This is a genomic window from Thiovibrio frasassiensis, from assembly GCF_029607905.1.
Classification (GTDB): Bacteria; Desulfobacterota; Desulfobulbia; order Desulfobulbales; family Desulfurivibrionaceae; genus Thiovibrio; species Thiovibrio frasassiensis.
This window is the reverse complement of sequence record NZ_JAPHEH010000001.1, coordinates 1,593,715-1,612,548: the sequence shown is the minus strand read 5'-3', so window position 1 is coordinate 1,612,548 and position 18,834 is coordinate 1,593,715. Positions and strand designations below refer to the sequence as shown.

The following is an 18,834-nucleotide window of genomic DNA, read 5'->3' as shown; positions in this document are numbered from 1 at the left end:
TCACCACACAAACACCATTGCGGTCACAAAATGTTTATAGCGCCTCCAGTTTCTCAGTACTTGCAAGCGCCCAGCAATCAACCTGAACAGTTGCCACTTCATTCTGGCAATCGATCTGGCGCCGGTTTTCCGGGCAGCCAACGCCTTCACCTGCTCCACCAGAATTTCTACATAGTTCGTCGAGGTGAACAGGCGGTACTGCGGACCATCGATGAACACTTTAGCCGCATCGAGATATTTTTGATATTCACTCTCGGACATACTTACTAGATATTTATAGAGCTGCGCATAATCCACAAAACGCCGTAAATCAATGAAACATGACGCCGGGATATAATCCTCTATATTGGGGGCGCCAAGATAAACAGGAACAGTTCCCGCAGCAAAACAGTCGAAAATTTTCTCCGTGATCAGGCCCGGCAAATTTACGACATTTTCGTAAGCAATAGAAAACTTGTATTGTTGTTGCACATCTTTTTTGTTTTCGCATTGCCCCCTATAGGCCAAATGGACAAATGGAAAAGCTGATATTTCCCAACCGATTCCATACAAATCAATCCCGGTTGGTTGCCTGCTAAAAAAATCGACAGCGTAGATACGTTCCCCAAAAAGAGAACCGGGCGCGGCTGATGGCTTATTGGCAAAAATACTACAAATAAATTTTTTTTCAGAGAATGGAAGAGAAGGAATTTGCGCTTTTTTGATCACAGGTTGTCCTATGTTGCATTTAATAACATGCAAAAACTTACCGGCGATATTATCATTCCATGTCAACACAACATCCACCGGAAGCAGCGGAAGAATTCTTTCGTCATGCAATGGCGTAACAAAAACCGGTTCGTTTGGCACATAGATCAGTTGCACAAAAGGGTTTGCTTTTATAGTTTTCAGTATCACGCCCAATTCATGCAGAATGTCGTGAAAAATTAACACATCAATCACACGCGGCTCAAACATATCTGCAGTTCGGCAAACCATGTCGGCTGACTGGAGGGTTTCCCTTAGTACATAAAAACGCTCGAGAATATTATCGCGGGTGGCAGCTGGATCAAAAAGCCGATCGGCTTGCAGATTGCCGTGAGCAATTACTGCCACATGAGTCATAACACCCATCCATACTTTTCAAGATTCAAGCCATAGCGGCTGACCAACATCCGGTTTCCCGGAACAAATACGGCGTGAAGACGCTCGCGCACATCCCCGGGAATCTCAATCTTCCTCCCAAGCCGGATCGACTCGCACCACTCAGAAAATCTCAGGTTCAGCGCCATATTGATGGCATAAAGCAGATAGGGCCGGGGATTCTCTTGAACAGATGCCCATGGTAATTGAACCATAGCACTTTTCAGCAAACTCTCCTTCTGCCGGGAAGACAGCAACAGGGCCACTAGTTTATCCAATGGTAATACATTAGCACTGGGGTTGTTGTGTGTTCTAACGAAACGATTCAGTACCTTCTGACATGTCACGCCTATTGTTGTAAGGCTCGGGTTGGTTAAACCGGCTTCCACAGGGAGGAAGTCAACATCCTGACAGCCGATAAATGAAAAAATCTCCTTCAGGAAACGTATCTTGTCATGCCGCAATTCATCGAATAACCTGACCGAGACATTTTCTGTGCCATATATTTCAACATAGGCCTGAATCTGCTTTTCATACTGGAGACGGGCAATGAGATTTCTGGCTTCCAAAGGATCCCAAATAAAATCTCGGAGCGATAGTGTTCCACCAATTTTGACATATTGACTGTATATTGACGCCAACATCGAAAATTGCTCACGAATTACTAGCACTATTTTAGTTGGCCCAAAGACCTGAAACAATCGTTCAGCAATCCTTCTGGCATGCTCACCAGAGACAAATTCACCACATAAAGCTTCTCTCGAAACAATAAGCTTTCGCCCAGCGCGATCAATTTTGTCGATCTCTGCCTTGAACCGATCACGCAAACCGATTGAGTCAAAATCCAGGTCGCGAGCACCAACAAGTTCATAGAAAAGTTTCGCAATTTCAGGATATGTAGACGGCCAATCAACATACACTAATTCAGGATGCTGTTGAAAGGAGTGGCACTGAAGCCATGAAGTGCCAGTTTTGTAATCGCCAATGTGAATGGCGTCGATCATGTGATTTTTGTTTTCCAATTAATATCCTCTAGACTGGGCCGTGCTTTGCTCTTGGCTACAAAACCACCCATCCCCAGGGAAATAAATCATGGGGGCGACATTCATCAGCGAACCAGTTTTTTGGTGCTACGACGATCTTTTCAGGGGCAGGATTCAGCCATGCACCCCACCAGCTAAAAGAACTGTTCGCGATTATGTGATGCTGGCACAAACTCATCAGACGCATGTCTTCACAACTTAATTTGTCGCGATTATGCGCAATAAATCTGTGAGGGAAAGGCATTTCCAAATGGGTGCGCACCCACTCAATATCGTCGGAAAAAACATAAAAAAACGGGTTTTGCACTTGTTCAAGCACACGTTGTATCGCCGCACGGTAATACGCCAACGAACAACTACCATGCACTTGGCTCACAGCCTGATTATGCACGTAGTCACCGCGCCTGACATGCAGGCTAATTGCAGCGCCGTTCGAGGCAGCAATCTCCTGCACCAGTTCTTTATTCACCCCTGAAGGCGGCTCACGAAACCTGAATTCATCGCGAATACATTCTGATTCGTCAGCGAAATATTTTTCGCTCTGCCAGTATCCACAAAGAAAGGTTCCATCTGGGACATGACGCATCGCGTGAGAATAATAAAAATGGGGTTCGACAATGCAACGGTTTAGAAAAAAGGATGCAAGGCCAATTTTTTTTATAATTTTTCGAACAACATCTAATCGTTGCCAACCGAGAACAGCTCGCATATCGGATTCAGTGGCAATTCGAACATCTATATTGAACACCCGGTCCAACTCGAAACCATTATGAATCGATAATGTTGGATCCGACACCTCCAGCAGCATCTCGACACCCAGATGCCTTGACGTAGCTCGCCCAAAAGCATACTGGAACATTTGATTGCCAAGCCCGCCGCTGAGACGCAGAATAATCAACGTATTTCCACCTTTCGCATTACGCCAAAAAGCGGGAAAATGAAACTAAAGTAATTCCCAACTTTCCCAGACAAATTCGTAGTTCCACATTTGGCGGTGCGTTTTCTCTAGTAATTTGCGGATACACAAACGATCTTCGACGGCACCCTCAAAAAAATTGTGAAATTGGATTTGAATATATCTGACCTGCTTGATCAAGCCAGAATCAATCATTGCAGGCAATAAATCAAATTCACCACCTTCTATATTCATTTTAATCAAATCAATCTTTCCAAGACCCAGATCAGCAAAAACTTCTGTGACAGAACGTACCTGGGCAAGCTGTGTTTCATCTCCAGCCTCGATTCTTTTGAAACTGGAGGCATTATTATCCAAGCCCATTTCAAACCAACCAGAGTTTGATGACAAGCCATAATTCAAACAAATAATCGATGGATTATTACTAAACCGATCAACACACTCTCTGTAAAATGCTGGAACAGGCTCAAACACATACACTCGACAACCATATTTCTGGTGGATAGCTCCCGCATAATCACCGACATAACCACCCACATCCAAAACAACACTCTTACTATCAAGTGGATAATCAAGCTGAAATGTGTTGTAGCCAAAATCTTTAAACCATTTCTTTACACTAACGAGGAACGAATCTCGCAAAACATAAAGCTTATATAAATAAACGATTTTATTGGCCATACGAAGAACCAAATTCTTCACTGGTTTTTTATGTAATGAGGACATAAAATAGATATCTAATATTTAACTTGCAGTAAACAAACAAATAAATTTCTTCCTCAATCGTTCAATAAAAATTACAGGTCGCTTCACCCACAAAAAAACTAAGAATAAAAATTTTTGTAAGGCTGTATAGTCTGAACTAAATCTCCTTAAAAAAACAGGGAAAAACTGCAACTCGTCTTCGCTTACTCTTAAATTATGCCAACACAAATCAAGAGGTTTTGACAAGAAAATGCTACCGTCATACCCGGAAAACGCAAACACTTTTATTGCAGAATCATCACGCAACTCATCGAGCCTCCCTTTTTCCATATTAAGATATGGCCAATATTGGGAGTCCACTAAGATCAGATTGCATTTAGTTGTGGCGGCAAGCAAGTATCCCTTTGAAATGGCTAAATTCAATATAGCTAGGGCGCTAGAACCTCGCTTAATATTAAAATCCTTAGGTTGTATGTAACTTACCTCATTGGGAATCGTTGGATTGTATTCAATACAAATAACTTTTGGTTTATACCGAACTAGAGAATCCAGGATATAGTAGTCGTTTCCATCAATATCTATAGATAAAAAATCAAAATCATCGGGTATTTTGGTTTTACTCAAAATATTATCGAGCGTATTACGCCCTTCAAACATAACAAACTTATTGACCAATACTGCGTTGAAGCCCATAAGGTTTTTCTTGAGTTCTTCAAACTTATTTTTATCTGCCTCTATCAAGACAGATTGATATCCGTTGTTTTTAATAAGACTAAAAGTATTTGACAGATGAATACCATCCCAAGCCCCAAACTCAACGCACCAATTATTTTTGTTTGGAAGATATTCAAGTATTTTTTTGATAATCCCATCCTCTCCAAATTGAGAGTACTCATTATTGGCAAATGTAGCGAATTTATCAACTTTTGAAACAGGGCTGCTTATCACGGTATCTCTCCCACATACTCGGTAAAATTCATACCGGGCTTCTTGCACTTAAGAATAATCAAATAACAGTCTGCATTTTCTTACATTCCACATTCAAGCTAATGAGGGTACCGTGTTCTTTATCCATATGTGGGATATAAGCCTGAGAGAAATCATCTATATCAGCATGCTCGGTTTGCCTCCAATCATAATGATGCACATGACCAAATCCCGTTTTTTGCAACACATCGGCCAAGTAAGGAAAATCGAACACATTGTAATGAATGTTGTATAGATAATCCTGTCGCCCGAACAATGCTCCGATTACTAAATCGATCTTACCGTAAAGCTGATACACTTCACATAGCTTAGCAAAATCTGGGACAGAAATGCGCAATACTCCACCTGGCCTCAGGACACGATACCACTCTTGCAAAACACGCTCAACATCGCGGCGCTTAAAATGCTCCAGAACGTGACAGTTGTAAATCAAATCAACGCTATTATCCGGGATAAAAGGCAAACTATCTATGGAAGAAACATGATCGACATGCGGATAGTCGACAACATCAATGTGGACAAAACCATGTATATGCCTCTTACCGCAACCAAGATGTAATTTCATTCTTTCTCCAGAGAGATGTCGGGGAGAATTTCGACAAACTATTAAAAGTAAATATTGACTGTAAATTCATATCCTGAATAATCCAATATTGATTAAAAATTTACAAAGAAAAAGTACACAAGCGGCGATAATGTTTGTTCCTAATTCGGAGACTTTAATTTCTACGGGGATGCAATGCTCCCCAGTGCCATCCAAAGGATGTTGCGTATGGGTAATCACACCCTTCAAGACTTTTCCTGCAATATGTTGCGAGAGTGCGATATCTGTCACGTAAAAAATATTCCCGCCAAATTTCATCGCCTTGTGATACCCCGATGAAATTAGAATAAAATCCAATTTAGCTTCATGGCATAATCCATCTGTCTCAATTACCATAATCGCGGGTCTATGCCTTGACAAGTCAAGGCCCTTAAGTGCTTCAATTTCATACCCTTCTATGTCCAAGGAAAGGAGATCTATTTTCGTAATTCCAAGTCGGTCAAATAGACTACTTAATCGAACCTTATTAACTTTCTGCTCCTCAAACCCAGAAAAATACTCATTATATCCTTTTTTCCATTCCTTTTCTTTGGTTTTATCCAACGTCGAAAGACTACCTCGGGCGTTCGCATAAAAAACAGTATCTTCATCAATTTCACCAGCTGCATGATGACAAATCACACTATTGGGACGATTTATTTTCAAGAGATCAATATACCCAGCATGAGCTTCTACACAAATCCCTTTCCATCCTTTCTCTTCAAATGTCAGAGTGTTGCTAAATCGTTTTCCATCTATACATCCAACTTCAACAAAAAAACCAACTTGATAGTCTTTTAACATCTCGCCGAGGATGATATCTTCACCGTGTTGGCTATAGTAAGTCATATGCTGATTGCCTTAATTTTTAATTATCAATTGCCACTATCATTCAAAAAATCAAATGGCCTAGTAACTAACTCTAAGCATACCAATAGTTTCTTTATCTGTTTTTTTGCAACCTTTTTTTCACATTTCTCCAATTTCTCAATTAATTGTTGCGTCTTCCAGCACCAGACAATCTACTGGCACATCTGTTACCTCAACGACATCGCCATGAATAGTGACACTATGGAAACACAATAACTGAAATATTTATCCAAATGCATCATCACCCGCCATTGTGACCCCAACACTCAATATTGGCAAAACTATGTCTTACTATAAACATACAACTGACGGTTTCCATCACACAACGCTTACTTAAGCGTAATCATTCGTTGATATTAGGCTATTAAATGTAGCTCAAGCCCAATTATGTCCCACAGCACAATAACAACATAATTAAAAACCACATCCTATATACAATTGGTTGATCTTTATTATGAAATAAACGAGTTATTTTAGTTATAAAAATCTCGACCAATAAAATCATATAATTTGATTTACATCACCACCGGACTTTGATTAGTCCTCTAAACTTGGTCCAGCCTGATAACACGATAACCACTGATGACACCGACGCCACTCCCCCTAGAAACAATACAAATACAACCCATGAGGAAGGATTAATCATCCTTGCCCCAAGCTCAGCAAACACGAACAAAACAAGTGTTATCACCAACGCATTGACCATCTCCTTGTTACTAATTTTTAGCTCAACGTGCCTTTGCAATTTCACGCACATAGCAATCATTGCGATGATGCTTGTAACAACCAAGGCGAGCGGCTCCCCAGGCATTCCAAGAAAACCCAACAACACCGCAGAAAGTAAGATTTTCCCTACACCCTCAAACAAAATAACGCGTGAGGAGTATTGATAATCTCCGAAACCATTCAGTACTTGCCACACCATATTACGCAAACTACTTGCGAAAAATGCTATGCCAATCATAAGAATGATTTCCTGGTTAAGCGCAAAAGCTTCCCCCACCCAAAGTGTCACAAATGAATGATTCATCGTAACATAAGTCACAAATCCGACGAGTCCAAAAACGAAGATCATGATAAGCAGTCGAGTTGCCACTTCTGAAGTTTTCTCTTTATCCCCATGACCTACAAGGTGAGAAAAGGCACTGTGAGCCGCACCATAAATCACAGCCAGCAGCTGAGAAACCATGTCTGCGGCCCTACGGGTTACCATGTAGGCTGTAGTCAGTTCTGGCCGCAAAAAGTAAGTAATTAACAAGGGGGCTGACTCTCTGGATAAAGCAGAACCCAGCCTGGCAATGAACATAGCACCACCAAGTTGGAAGTATTCCTTAATAATCGTACTATCTATTGAAATTTTTACGCGCAAGCCTCTGAACAGACTTACTGTTTGAATCAGTCCGAAAAACAGGATCAATATTTCAGCAAAAAGCATCCCCACAGGGATTGCCCAAAGCCCAGCATCTCGAAAAAGAAGAGATATTATGACTGCAATACCCACTATCCGAGATAAGGCTATCGTAACCATTGAAAAAATTGGGCGCAGAAGTGCTTGGGCAAAACTCCTCAGACACTCATTAAGAATTCCCAATCCCGCGGCAACAACAGCAAGCTGAAAACACCCTCTTAACATGACACTTTCCCCCCCAGAGACCTTCAACAATTCCGAGAAAAAAAAGGACACAAGGAGTCCAGCGGACATAAATATTAAAACTATTGCTAAATAGACAAATATACCATTAATAAAATAATCTGCCGTTTTTAAAAAGTCCTGCCGCCCATACGCATTAGCAATTCGCTGCACTAACATATTGCTGACCCCGAAGTTCAGCACCCCCAACATGCCAAGTATGCCGCCAGAGGCCATCCATAATCCATAGAGAGGGGCTCCGACAAAATGCAGATACAACGGCACCATCAACAAACCCTGAACAATCAGAATGCCGGTGTTGACGTACCCCCCAATTGCCAGCACGGCAGTGGCGCGTTTACGACTAACTGGAACTAGCGGCAATTTCTCTGTGTTTACATTCAAGCGCCAAACCCTGCCAGACTGATAACGGCTTTCATTTCGTTTTGTTTATTCACGATAATTAATCGCGGCAAACCAGAGTGATTCGGGTCCACAGCCCGACTCCGGCTTTCCAGCCCAGGCCCGCTAGAGGACCAATATCCAGTAATTGTCTGGGTGCGCCATCCGGTTTTCTTACGTCATAGACGATCTATCCTGCATATCCCACAACACTCGCGACCATCACACTCACCTTCTCGGCAATACTGGCATCCTCACCGACGGATAACCATGATTGCGATCAGCGGCCAGCAACGGCTTGAATTTTTCGTTGGACAGACATTTTCAAGGCCAAAGGGAAATCCCGGAAACCACTCCTCTCTCCCGCAACACATCCAACACCTTGCCGACACAATCCTGCAGTGCTTCCTGCCCGGTTTCCAAGCAGAGATCTGGGTGTTCCGGCGCTTCGTATGGGGAAGAGATTCCGGTATAGTTCTTAATCAGTCCGGCCCGGGCTTTTTTGTATAACCCTTTAACATCCCGCTGTTCACAGATTTTCAAGGGGCAGTCACAGTGTATTTCCAAAAAGTTATCAACCCCGACAAGGGCACGGACCTTCTGGCGATCATCACGCATGGGAGAGATGAAAGCACACAGGGCAATGACCCCGGCATCAAGAAAAAGACTGGTCATTTCGGCAATCCGGCGGATGTTCTCGCTCCGATCTTCGATGCTGAATCCCAGATCAGAACACAACCCGTGCCGCACATTATCGCCGTCAAAGACAAAGGTGCGACACCCCATGCCATGCAGTCGCTCTTCCACGGCATGGGCAAGCGTCGACTTGCCGGAACCAGAAAGCCCAGTAAACCAGACAGCGCAGGCTCGATGCCCATTCAACATCTCACGCCGTTCGCGGGTAACTGTGGCATGATGCCAGCCAATGTTGTGCATTATATCCATAAAAAGTAGCTGCCGTTCTCGCCAAGCAAAGTATTCCGGGCATGCTACCGCCCTTAAGGTGACCGTTTGTCCGATCGTTGCTCAGAGATACAGGACATTTTCAGCCAGTGTCAAACAAAAAGGGGCTTGGCATATTATGAAGGAGCGACCTTCACGCCTTATTGCCGCTGCACCCTGTCCAGTGGAAGTGTAGCCTTCACCTGGCGGTTGAGAAAACTTAAAAGCACCACCACATTTTCTTGTCCGGAGAACGAGTAAAACAGACCCTGAGCCAAGGTATCATCATCAAGCTGCACCGCCACCGCAGTACCCGGCAGCAACCCTTTTTTCTGCAGGTCCGCCAACGGCACTGCTCCACTCGCATCTTCCTTAGCCTGCGGATCGGCAATGATCCAGTCCGGTACCGACACATAGCTATCGCCAAAGCAAATCGGCCCGAGCGCACCACGGGTGGAAGAGATCGCCACCCAATTCCGTTCGTCCGGGGCAAGATGCAGAAAGAGATAGCCGGAAAAAAAGGGTTTGAGTTTCTCCTCGGTCCGTCGGGCATGCCGGACAATAGTCCGCATCATGGACAGATAGACCACATACCCCTGCCGCTCATAATGCAGCTTGGCAACCTGTTCCTGTTGGGGTTTGGTGCGGATAGCGAACCATTCTTTCGATACGTTCTGTTTCATGCGAGATGGGCGGGTACAGCTTTCAAAAGATTGCCCAGTATCCGGCATAGCGGGGAGTTTTGCATTTTTACCTTACCCTAAACAGCCCTGCCGATTTTTCTGTCAACAGAACTGGAGGAGAGGGTGGGATTCGAACCCACGGACCTGGTCTCCCAGGTCAAGCGATTTCGAGTCGCTCCCGATCGGCCACTCTGGCACCTCTCCATTTCAAGCTGATTCTCACGGCTGAATCCGCTCCTACATGTTACCTTGCACCGCCTCTTCTCCGCCGGAAGAAATCCTTTAGCAGGTTGGCGCTCTCTTCGGCCAACAGGCCGCCTTCCACAGCCAACTGGTGGTTGAGCCGCGTGTCCTGCCCGACCTGAAAAAGAGAGACAACCCCGCCAGCTTTGGGATCGACGGCCCCATAGACCAGACGGTTCACCCGGGCATGCACCAAGGCTCCGGCACACATGACACAAGGCTCCAGAGTAACATAGAGGGTGGTGTCGAGCAATCGGTAATTCCCCCGCAAACGGCCAGCCTGCCGCAGCACCAGCATCTCCGCGTGCGCTCCCGGGTCACACAGCTCGATGGTGCGGTTGCCGTCTCGGGCGATGATCTCCCCACCGCTACCCACCAATACCGCACCGATGGGCACCTCGCCACGCCCAGCCGCAAGCCTCGCCTGATCAAGGGCTACTGCCATATACTGTTCGGGGGAGTTCTCCGACAAAAGAGTTGCCACGCTATGCACTTTCCGACATTCGTTTGATCCGGTTGGCATGGTTGGCAGCCTCCCAACCGGCCACACACCCTTCGCCCACCGCCTTGGCCATCTGCCAAGGCGGTCCGGCGATGTCGCCCGCCGCATAGATGCCGGTGATATTGGTCTCCTGCTTCTTGTTGGTCTCGATAAAGGAGAATGTATCCGTGTCGAGCAGGACACCGATACTGGTGGCAAGCTCCATGGCCCCCTTGGCCCCGAGTTCGACAAAGACCCCGTCCACCGCAAGGGTCTCACCGCTGTCCAACAGGAGTCCGCTCACCGCTTTTTCACCAAGAATCTCTTTGGCCCATACGCCCTTATGCACCACCACCGAGCTGGCGGACAGCTTTTCGCCCAACTCCTTGCCAACCGCCATATCCTTGCAGACCAGATGAACCTCGGCGGCATATTTGGTAAGGGTCAGAGCCCCGTCCACCGCGGCGGATTCGTTGCCCACCACCGCCACCTTGGCGTTGCGATAGAAATTGGCATCGCAATCCACGCAATAACTGACCCCACGGCCCAGCAGCTCCTTCTCGCCCGGCACCTTAAGCTTTTTGCGCGAGGTACCGGTGGCAAGAATCAGGGTCCGGGCCATAACCTGCCGCCCGCTTTCCACGTTAACCGTAAACAACTCACCTTCCTGGCCAAGGTGCAGAACATCCTCCGGCCATACCTCTGCACCAAAACGAGTGGCCTGGGCCAGGGCGATCCGCAGCAACTCCGCCCCGTCGGTCACGCCATCGACACAGAGATAATTCTCAACGTGGGCCGAGTAAATGCTGCTGTTTTCAAGACGGCCCAAGACAAGCACCGAAGCCTTTTTCCGCACAGCATGCACGGCGGCCTGCAGCCCTGCCGGGCCAGCGCCGATAATCACCACATCTGTTATCTCTTCAACCATATCCGCCCCCATTTTCCCAATATGTTGCAATTACAGCAATTATAGAAACCACAAAAGATCATCTTGAAAGTTATATATATTTAACCGCACCTTCTTTACAACTACCCTACCTTGAACAACTCGCCGCCTTGAAATCTTCATAAGCAACCGCCAAACCATCGTGCAGTGCTGTTTTAGCAACCCACCCCCGACTCTTGAGCAGTGCTACATCAAGCAATTTGCGCATGGTGCCGTCCGGCTTGCTCTGATCAAAAACAATCTTGCCGGTGTAACCCACCACCTCACAAATCGTTTTGGCAAGCGCAGCAATGGTAACATCTTCCCCCGCCCCGATATTTATCAACGGTGGCCGGGTATCATGCAAAAAGAACTCGTACTCATCCTGAGCAAGCGTCATCAGATACACACAGGCATTCGCCATGTCTTCGCAAAAAAGAAATTCCCGGCGCGGCGTGCCCGTACCCCAGACAACGAACTCGGGCTCGCCACGAAGCTTGCCTTCATGCGCCCGCCGAATCAAGGCGGGAATGACGTGGCTGTTTTCCGGATGATAGTTGTCCCCTGGGCCATAGAGGTTGGTGGGCATCACGGCCAGATATTTCGTCCCGTATTGTCGATTATAGCTCCAGCACATCTCAATGCCGCTGATCTTAGCAATGGCGTACGGCTGGTTGGTCTGTTCCAGAGGCCCGGTGAGCAGATATTCCTCTTTGATCGGCTGTGGCGCTTCCTTGGGATAGATGCAGCTGGAGCCAAGGAACATCAACCGATCCACCCCGTTGACAAAAGAGGCGTGGATCACATTGCTTTGGATCATCAGGTTTTGATAGATGAATTCGCCCCGATAGACATTATTGGCATGAATTCCTCCCACTTTGGCGGCAGCCAAAAAAACATACCCTGGCTTTTCCGCTGCAAAAAAGGCGTTGACCGCGGCCTGGTTGGTCAAATCCAGTTCGGCGTGGGTGCGGGTAACAATATTGCTGTACCCCTGGGATTGCAATTCCCGGACAATGGCGCCGCCCACCATGCCGCGGTGGCCAGCGACATAGATTTTGGCCTCGGTGGCGATGGCTGGTTTACTCATTGGAACAAATCCTGTTGTGTCTGGCTGATTCTCGACCCGCATGACAAAAAAACAAACAAGTCCAGCATGGATTACGAACGGACATTGCTGATTACCGTTCGGTGCAGATGGAAACGCTGTAGCCGCTGGCCTTCAACAAAGCATTACGCCGGGCTTCTTCCAGGTCATGCGCCACCATTTCTGCACACATCTCCTGCACCGTGATTTCCGGAACCCAACCGAGCTTTTCCTTCGCCTTGCTTGGGTCGCCCAACAGGGTTTCCACCTCGGCCGGCCGAAAATAGCGTGGGTCCACGCGAACGATGATGTCTCCCACCTTGAGCGCCGGAGCCTTATCTCCGACAATAGCTTTCACCACACCGTGCTCCTCCACTCCCTTGCCGACAAACTCAAGGGTAATACCCAGTTCTGCTGCCGACCAGATGACAAACTGGCGCACACTGTATTGCACGCCGGTGGCAATGACATAATCTTCGGGCTGCTCCTGTTGCAGCATCAACCACTGCATCATGACGTAATCTTTGGCATGCCCCCAGTCCCGCAGAGCGTCCATGTTGCCCAGATAAAGAGATTGCTCCAGCCCTTGCGCCATATTGGCCAGGCCACGGGTGATTTTCCGGGTCACAAAGGTTTCGCCACGACGCGGCGATTCGTGATTGAAGAGGATGCCGTTACAGGCATACATGCCATAGGCTTCGCGGTAATTCACTGTAATCCAATAGGCATAGAGTTTTGCTGCCGCGTAGGGGCTGCGCGGGTAGAAGGGCGTGGTCTCCTTCTGCGGAGTTTCCTGCACCAGGCCGTAAAGCTCGGAGGTCGAGGCTTGGTAAAAGCGGGTCTTCTTTTCCAGCCCGAGAAGGCGGATGGATTCCAGCAACCGCAGGGTGCCCATGGCAACCACGTCCGCCGTATATTCCGGGGCTTCGAAGCTTACCGCCACATGCGATTGCGCGGCCAGGTTGTAGACCTCGTCGGGCTTGACTTCCTGCAGAATACGGGTCAGGTTGGAGGAATCCGTCACATCGCCGTAGTGCAGCTTGAAATGGGCATCTTGCACATGCGGGTCCTGATAAATGTGATCCACTCGCTGGGTGTTGAACGATGAGGCACGCCGCTTGATCCCGTGCACCTCGTACCCCTTTTCAAGAAGAAATTCCGCAAGGTAAGAGCCATCCTGGCCGGTAATTCCGGTAATAAGTGCTTTTTTCATGGTAAGCCTTTTGCAATAAATTGCTGCGTTCTGAGCCAATAATTAGTGAGGTTTTAAGCCTGCAGAGCAACATCCGTACACTCAATTTGCGCAAAGTGCCGGCGGTGAGCCATCAAGGTCCGGGACACGGCATACAGCTCTGTCGGGACAAACCTGCCATAACCAGGGCACTGACCCGTTCAACCATTCCCACAACCTCCTCGCTTCCACACCGTTTCAAACATAACTTTCCAATATAACGATTTCCCCCCAAGAAGACCACCCCTTTTCCTCAAAGAAATAAGGAAATACGCCATAGACAGAAATCCTGAAGCTGGGTAAGATTCATCTGCTTCTCTCAATTTTTCTTTTTTCAAGAGACAACGAACAAATGCGCTATATCGCTGACCTCCACATCCATTCCCCCTTCTCCCGAGCGACCAGCAAGGCCGGAAACCTGCAGGGCCTTGCCGCCTGGGCCAGGGTCAAGGGGATCCACCTGCTCGGCACCGGCGACTTCACCCATCCCGGCTGGTTCAGTCAGCTCAAGGAGCAGCTTGAGCCTGCCGAACCGGGGTTCTTCAAACTCAAGAATGAGGCGATCCCCCCGGCCCTGGTGCAGGCGACACCGGAAGCGCTGCCCAGCCGCTTCCTGCTCACCGCCGAGATCAGCTCCATTTACAAACGGCACGGCGCGGTACGCAAGGTCCACAACCTGCTCTATGTGCCGGATTTCGCCTCGGCGGAACGGATAAACTCCGTCCTGGCAGGCATCGGCAACATCGAGTCGGACGGCCGCCCCATCCTGGGCCTTGATTCCCGCGATCTGCTGGAAATCCTGCTCGAAAAAGCGCCGGAGGGATTCCTGGTTCCCGCCCACATCTGGACGCCGTGGTTCTCCCTGTTCGGCTCCCGCTCCGGCTTTAACACCATTGAGGAATGCTACGGCGATCTCAGCCCGCATGTCTTTGCCCTCGAAACCGGCCTTTCCTCGGACCCGGACATGAACCGGCTCATCCCTGCCCTGGACCGCTTCGCCCTGATCTCCAATTCCGATTGCCATTCTCCCGGGAAATTGGGCAGGGAGGCCAACATCTTCAATACCGGCTTCAGCTTTTCCGATCTGCGCGAAGCCCTGAAAAACCCCCTTACCGGCGGTTTTGCCGCCACGATAGAGTTCTACCCGGAAGAGGGGAAATACCATTGCGACGGCCACCGGAACTGCCAGGTCTGCCTTGAGCCCGTCGAAACCCGAAAGATCGGGGCAATCTGCCCGGTCTGCGGCAAACCCCTGACCGTGGGGGTGCTGCACCGGGTCATGGAGCTGGCCGAGCGGACAGAGCCGTACTACCCGCCGGGCTCGCCCGCGGTGCACAGCCTGATCCCGTTGCCCGAGGTGTTGGGCGAGATTCTCGGCGCCGGCCCTGCCACCAAGGGGGTCATGGCCCTCTACTCCAGGGTCATTGCCCGCTTTGGTTCGGAGTTCAACCTGCTGCTCAACACCCCGGGGGAGGAAATCAATCTCATGTCCCCGGTGCTGGGGGAGGCGGTGGCCCGCATCCGTACGGGCAAGGTGATCCGCACCCCTGGTTACGATGGCGAATTCGGGGTGATCCGCGTCTTTGCAAAAGGAGAGCGGGAGGAGTTGGCCGGCCAGATCAACCTGTTTACCGGGAAAAAGGCAAAGCACCCTGCTGCGAAAAAAGAACGCACCCCGCTGCCCCCCACAGAAAAGCCCTCTTCCGCGAGAGAAACACCCCTGCTCCCGAGAAAACCTAATCCGGAACAGCTGGCAGCCATCACCAACAGAGCCGCAAACATCCTGGTGGCTGCCGGACCGGGCACCGGCAAGACCTTTACCCTGGTGGCCAGGATCGAACATCTGCTCACCAAGGAGCATGCCCGTCCCGAAGAGATGGTGGCCATCACCTTCACCAACCGTGCTGCCAGTGAGATGCGCGCCCGTCTGGAGCGTGATCTCGGCGAGGGTGCCCGCCCCATCTTCGTCGGCACCTTCCATGCCTATTGCCTGTCTCTGTTGCGCAAAGAAACCCCCGACCTTGTGGTGGTCGGCGAGGAGGAGCGGGATTTTTACCTGCGCAAATCCTTCCCCGACTTCTCCCGGGCCGAACACCATATTCTCAAGAAACAGCTGGCCGGCTATGTCGACCAGATGAACCGGGGCATACTCCCCGCCGATGCCGAGCTGCCGGATCTCCTGGCGCGCTATCTTCCCTCGTGGATACCGAACAAGGCCATTGATCTTGATCTGGTCATTCCCTGCTGTGTGGAACGGTTTCGTAACGACCCCGACTTTGCCGCCGAGGTCACCGGCCGGGTGACCCATCTCTTTGTTGATGAATTTCAGGATCTCAACCACCCTCAGTACCAGCTGGTCCTCTTGCTCGGAAAACAAGCCCGGGTATTCGCCATCGGCGACCCCAACCAAGCCATCTACGGATTTCGCGGTAGCGACCTCACCCTGTTTCAACGGTTTCGCGAAAGGGCAGGCGTCACCACCCTGCCCCTGATCCGCAACTACCGCTCCGCCCCGGCCATTATCGATGGGGCCGCAGCCCTGATCCGCCGAAACCAGCAGAGCGGCGACACCCAACTTCTGGCCGAAAGCACCAGCCCGTCTCGCATCGAATGGCATCAGGCGCCAACTGCCCAGGCGGAGGCAGAATTTATCGCGCACCGTATCGAAGAGGGGCTGGGCGGCACCAGTAATCTTTCCCGGCATACAGCCCGAAGTGCCAATCAGGCCCAAGCCCGGAGCTTTGCCGATTTTGCCGTGCTCTACCGGTTGAGCCAGATGGCAGAACCCATTGCCGAAGCCTTGCACCACAAGGGCATCCCCTTCCAGCTTGTGGGCGGCACGCCATTCTTCTTGAAGCCCGGCCTGAAGGCCGCCACCCATTTCTTGCTGGCCAGCGCACCGGACGCGACCCTGAACGAACATCTCCAGTTACTGGCAGACCTTCCGGGGATCGGCGAAGCGACCCTCTCCCTCCTTGAACAAAAACTCCCCCTCCGTTGCCATGATTTTCCCGGCGCGGCGGCCACTCTCCCTCTTCCTGCCAACACAGCAAGGATCATCCGGGAGACAGGGGGAACCCTCACCAATTTCCGCAAAGCGGCGCAACAGGGGATTACCGACTCCCTGAGCGAGGCTTTGCCACGCATGGGTTTCGGCAATCCGCAGGACTTGGAGGTCAAGCGGTTGCTCCAGCTGGCCAATGCCTTCGGCAATGATCTCCAGGCATTTTGCGATCACCTCCGGCAAAACGCCCAGGCCACCATCTACGACGAACGGGCCGAAGGAGTTGCCCTCATGAGCATGCATGCGGCCAAGGGCTTGGAGTTCCCGGTGGTTTTTCTGGCCGGGCTTGAAGAGGATATCCTCCCCTGTACCATTGCCAACCGCCACAGCGATGTGGAAGAAGAACGCCGCCTCCTCTATGTGGCGATGACCAGAGCACAGGAAAGCCTGATCCTGAGCGGGGCTTTAAACCGCACCATCTTCAATCGCACCAGCAGCCACCGCCCCTCCCGGTTTATCCAAGAAATCCCCGCCTCCCTTGTGCTCGAGGTTGACCACCCCAGACACAAACGGCGCAATGCTGGCGGACGGCAGATGCAGCTTTTTTAGCAACCAGCAGTATAAAAAGCGCTACTTTTCGCGTAATTTCGGCAAAATCCAGAGCAGACACAGGACAGAAAGCCCATGCAGAATCAGGACCAACCCGCGCCCCGCACCATCCGTATCGGCGCGGCCAATGTCGGCTTGATCGGCCTTGATCAGGCCTTAAACAAGGCGCTTACCGAGCAGATGGAGGAAGAGGCGGCAATGGAGTTTCTTTTTGCTGCCATTGCCAGGGAGAATTACGTGCCCACGGCTGCGGAGCCGATCTACCGCGAGGCTTTGCGCGCCGAATACCGACGCCGCCAGGGATTACAGGGCACAGAGCCCGGCACCCTCACCGTCCGGGTGCTGGGTTCCGGCTGCGTAACCTGCAACAAACTCAGCGCCATGCTCTTTGAATCCCTGCAAAAATTCGGTTTGGCCGCCGACATGGAGTCGGTACACGACCTGGACGAAATCTGGCGGTTCGGGGTAACCAAAACACCGGCCCTGATCATCAACAACACGGTAAAATGCGCGGGGCGGATGCCATCTCCGGCCGAGGTCGAGGAGTGGGTACGGGAAGAAAGTGAAAAATTATGAGTGAAGAGTTTAAAATGAAACATGTTTTTCAGATATCCATCCCCCGTTTCCCCCAGAAGGACTTTTCCCATGAGCGAGCACAATCACCACGGCTACGGGCATGATGAACCGGAAGCCAGCTTCACGGTGGACATTTTCCCCCTCTACGTTATTGCGGCGTTGCACCTGATCTCGATTTAACTGGAAGACCGTTTGCGGGCAGGGATTGGGCCTTGCCCCGTCCTGCCCGCAGCCCTTTTTCACAGCAGCCCTCTAAACATTCTTCATTCTCCATTCTCACCTTTTCACTCTTCATGAGGCAACCATGGACATGACCCAGAGAATCGAAGCCGCTGAAACCCGCATCACCAAAGCGGTTTTCCCCAACACCACCAACCACTACGCCACCCTGTTCGGCGGCACCGCCCTGCAATGGATGGACGAAGCGGCCTTTATCACCGCAACCCGATTTTCCCGGCAAAAAACCGTCCCGGTCTGCTCGGACCGCATCGATTTCAAGACCCCGATCCCGGCCGGCACCTTTGTCGAACTGGTCGGCCAGGTGGTCAAGGTCGGTAACACCAGCATCCAGGTCCGGGTGACCGTTTACCTCGAGCAGATGTACGATGAAACCAGAGAGAAAGCGATCGAGGGGCTTTTCACCTTTGTCGCGGTTGACGATGCGATGCGCCCGATTCCGGTGAAAAAATAAAACAACCCCCGCTCCAGAAGGGATTGCGAAAATTTGCGCCACGACCTTTTTATTTTTTTTGCTTCACCCCGGAGAATCTGTATACTGAATTCATTAGAGCTTTA

17 protein-coding genes and 1 tRNA gene are annotated in these 18,834 nt (G+C 49.9%); 3 read left to right on the top strand and 15 right to left on the bottom strand.

Translation table 11 applies throughout. The features are described 5' to 3' along the window. From OLX77_RS07675 to gmd, 15 genes are all read right to left on the bottom strand, one after another. Nucleotides 1-1,104, bottom strand: a complete 1,104-nt coding sequence (locus OLX77_RS07675) for a glycosyltransferase family 10 domain-containing protein (RefSeq protein ID WP_307633006.1) — start codon at nucleotides 1,102-1,104, stop codon at nucleotides 1-3. Then, entirely contained in the window at nucleotides 1,101-2,144 is a 1,044-nt protein-coding gene (locus tag OLX77_RS07670; RefSeq protein WP_307633005.1) for a hypothetical protein, read from the bottom strand. Before OLX77_RS07670 ends, OLX77_RS07675 begins: the two co-directional genes overlap by 4 nt. Before the next feature lie 37 nt (nucleotides 2,145-2,181). After that, nucleotides 2,182-3,063, bottom strand: a complete 882-nt coding sequence (locus OLX77_RS07665) for an alpha-1,2-fucosyltransferase (protein ID WP_307633004.1) — start codon at nucleotides 3,061-3,063, stop codon at nucleotides 2,182-2,184. A gap of 45 nt (nucleotides 3,064-3,108) precedes the next feature. Further along, nucleotides 3,109-3,762, bottom strand: a complete 654-nt coding sequence (locus OLX77_RS07660; RefSeq protein WP_307633003.1) for an FkbM family methyltransferase — start codon at nucleotides 3,760-3,762, stop codon at nucleotides 3,109-3,111. Between the two features lie 63 nt (nucleotides 3,763-3,825). Beyond that, the gene (locus tag OLX77_RS07655) at nucleotides 3,826-4,734 is read right to left on the bottom strand and encodes an FkbM family methyltransferase (RefSeq protein WP_307633002.1); all 909 of its coding nucleotides are present in this window, start codon (nucleotides 4,732-4,734) and stop codon (nucleotides 3,826-3,828) included. A gap of 58 nt (nucleotides 4,735-4,792) precedes the next feature. Next, on the bottom strand, nucleotides 4,793-5,338 hold the full coding sequence (locus OLX77_RS07650; protein ID WP_307633001.1) for a class I SAM-dependent methyltransferase: 546 nt from the start codon (nucleotides 5,336-5,338) through the stop codon (nucleotides 4,793-4,795). 66 nt (nucleotides 5,339-5,404) lie between these two features. Next, the gene (locus OLX77_RS07645; protein WP_307633000.1) at nucleotides 5,405-6,205 is read right to left on the bottom strand and encodes an FkbM family methyltransferase; all 801 of its coding nucleotides are present in this window, start codon (nucleotides 6,203-6,205) and stop codon (nucleotides 5,405-5,407) included. Nucleotides 6,206-6,746: 541 nt separating this feature from the next. Next, nucleotides 6,747-8,261 (bottom strand): lipopolysaccharide biosynthesis protein, encoded by a 1,515-nt coding sequence (locus OLX77_RS07640; RefSeq protein ID WP_307632999.1) that lies wholly within the window; start codon nucleotides 8,259-8,261, stop codon nucleotides 6,747-6,749. Nucleotides 8,262-8,582: 321 nt separating this feature from the next. Beyond that, nucleotides 8,583-9,203, bottom strand: coding sequence for an adenylyl-sulfate kinase (cysC, locus tag OLX77_RS07635; protein ID WP_371877469.1), 621 nt, complete (start codon nucleotides 9,201-9,203; stop codon nucleotides 8,583-8,585). Between the two features lie 158 nt (nucleotides 9,204-9,361). Further along, nucleotides 9,362-9,883 carry a transcriptional activator RfaH gene (locus OLX77_RS07630; RefSeq protein ID WP_307632997.1) on the bottom strand — a complete coding sequence of 174 codons (522 nt, stop codon included), beginning with the start codon at nucleotides 9,881-9,883 and terminating at the stop codon, nucleotides 9,362-9,364. A 112-nt stretch (nucleotides 9,884-9,995) separates the two neighbouring features. Beyond that, nucleotides 9,996-10,087: transfer RNA gene (locus OLX77_RS07625), tRNA-Ser, on the bottom strand. Nucleotides 10,088-10,127: 40 nt separating this feature from the next. Further along, a complete protein-coding gene (tadA, locus tag OLX77_RS07620) occupies nucleotides 10,128-10,598 on the bottom strand; it encodes a tRNA adenosine(34) deaminase TadA (RefSeq protein ID WP_371877500.1) in 471 nt (156 codons plus the stop codon). 13 nt (nucleotides 10,599-10,611) lie between these two features. Beyond that, on the bottom strand, nucleotides 10,612-11,535 hold the full coding sequence (locus OLX77_RS07615; RefSeq protein WP_307632995.1) for an NAD(P)/FAD-dependent oxidoreductase: 924 nt from the start codon (nucleotides 11,533-11,535) through the stop codon (nucleotides 10,612-10,614). 106 nt (nucleotides 11,536-11,641) lie between these two features. Then, nucleotides 11,642-12,622: a GDP-L-fucose synthase family protein gene (locus tag OLX77_RS07610; RefSeq protein WP_307632994.1), complete on the bottom strand. Its 981-nt coding sequence runs from the start codon at nucleotides 12,620-12,622 to the stop codon at nucleotides 11,642-11,644. A gap of 91 nt (nucleotides 12,623-12,713) precedes the next feature. Then, nucleotides 12,714-13,832 (bottom strand): GDP-mannose 4,6-dehydratase, encoded by a 1,119-nt coding sequence (gmd, locus tag OLX77_RS07605; protein ID WP_307632993.1) that lies wholly within the window; start codon nucleotides 13,830-13,832, stop codon nucleotides 12,714-12,716. A gap of 370 nt (nucleotides 13,833-14,202) precedes the next feature. Here gmd and OLX77_RS07600 point away from each other — a divergent pair, with 370 nt between their 5' ends. The 3 genes from OLX77_RS07600 to OLX77_RS07590 all read left to right on the top strand — a co-directional run bounded on the left by OLX77_RS07600 (nucleotide 14,203) and on the right by OLX77_RS07590 (nucleotide 18,730). Continuing rightward, complete coding sequence (locus OLX77_RS07600; protein WP_307632992.1) at nucleotides 14,203-17,463, top strand: UvrD-helicase domain-containing protein; 3,261 nt, start codon at nucleotides 14,203-14,205, stop codon at nucleotides 17,461-17,463. Nucleotides 17,464-17,538: 75 nt separating this feature from the next. Further along, nucleotides 17,539-18,039, top strand: a complete 501-nt coding sequence (locus tag OLX77_RS07595) for a thioredoxin family protein (RefSeq protein WP_307632991.1) — start codon at nucleotides 17,539-17,541, stop codon at nucleotides 18,037-18,039. 304 nt (nucleotides 18,040-18,343) lie between these two features. Next, nucleotides 18,344-18,730 (top strand): acyl-CoA thioesterase, encoded by a 387-nt coding sequence (locus tag OLX77_RS07590; RefSeq protein ID WP_307632990.1) that lies wholly within the window; start codon nucleotides 18,344-18,346, stop codon nucleotides 18,728-18,730. Nucleotides 18,731-18,834 lie beyond the last annotated feature (104 nt).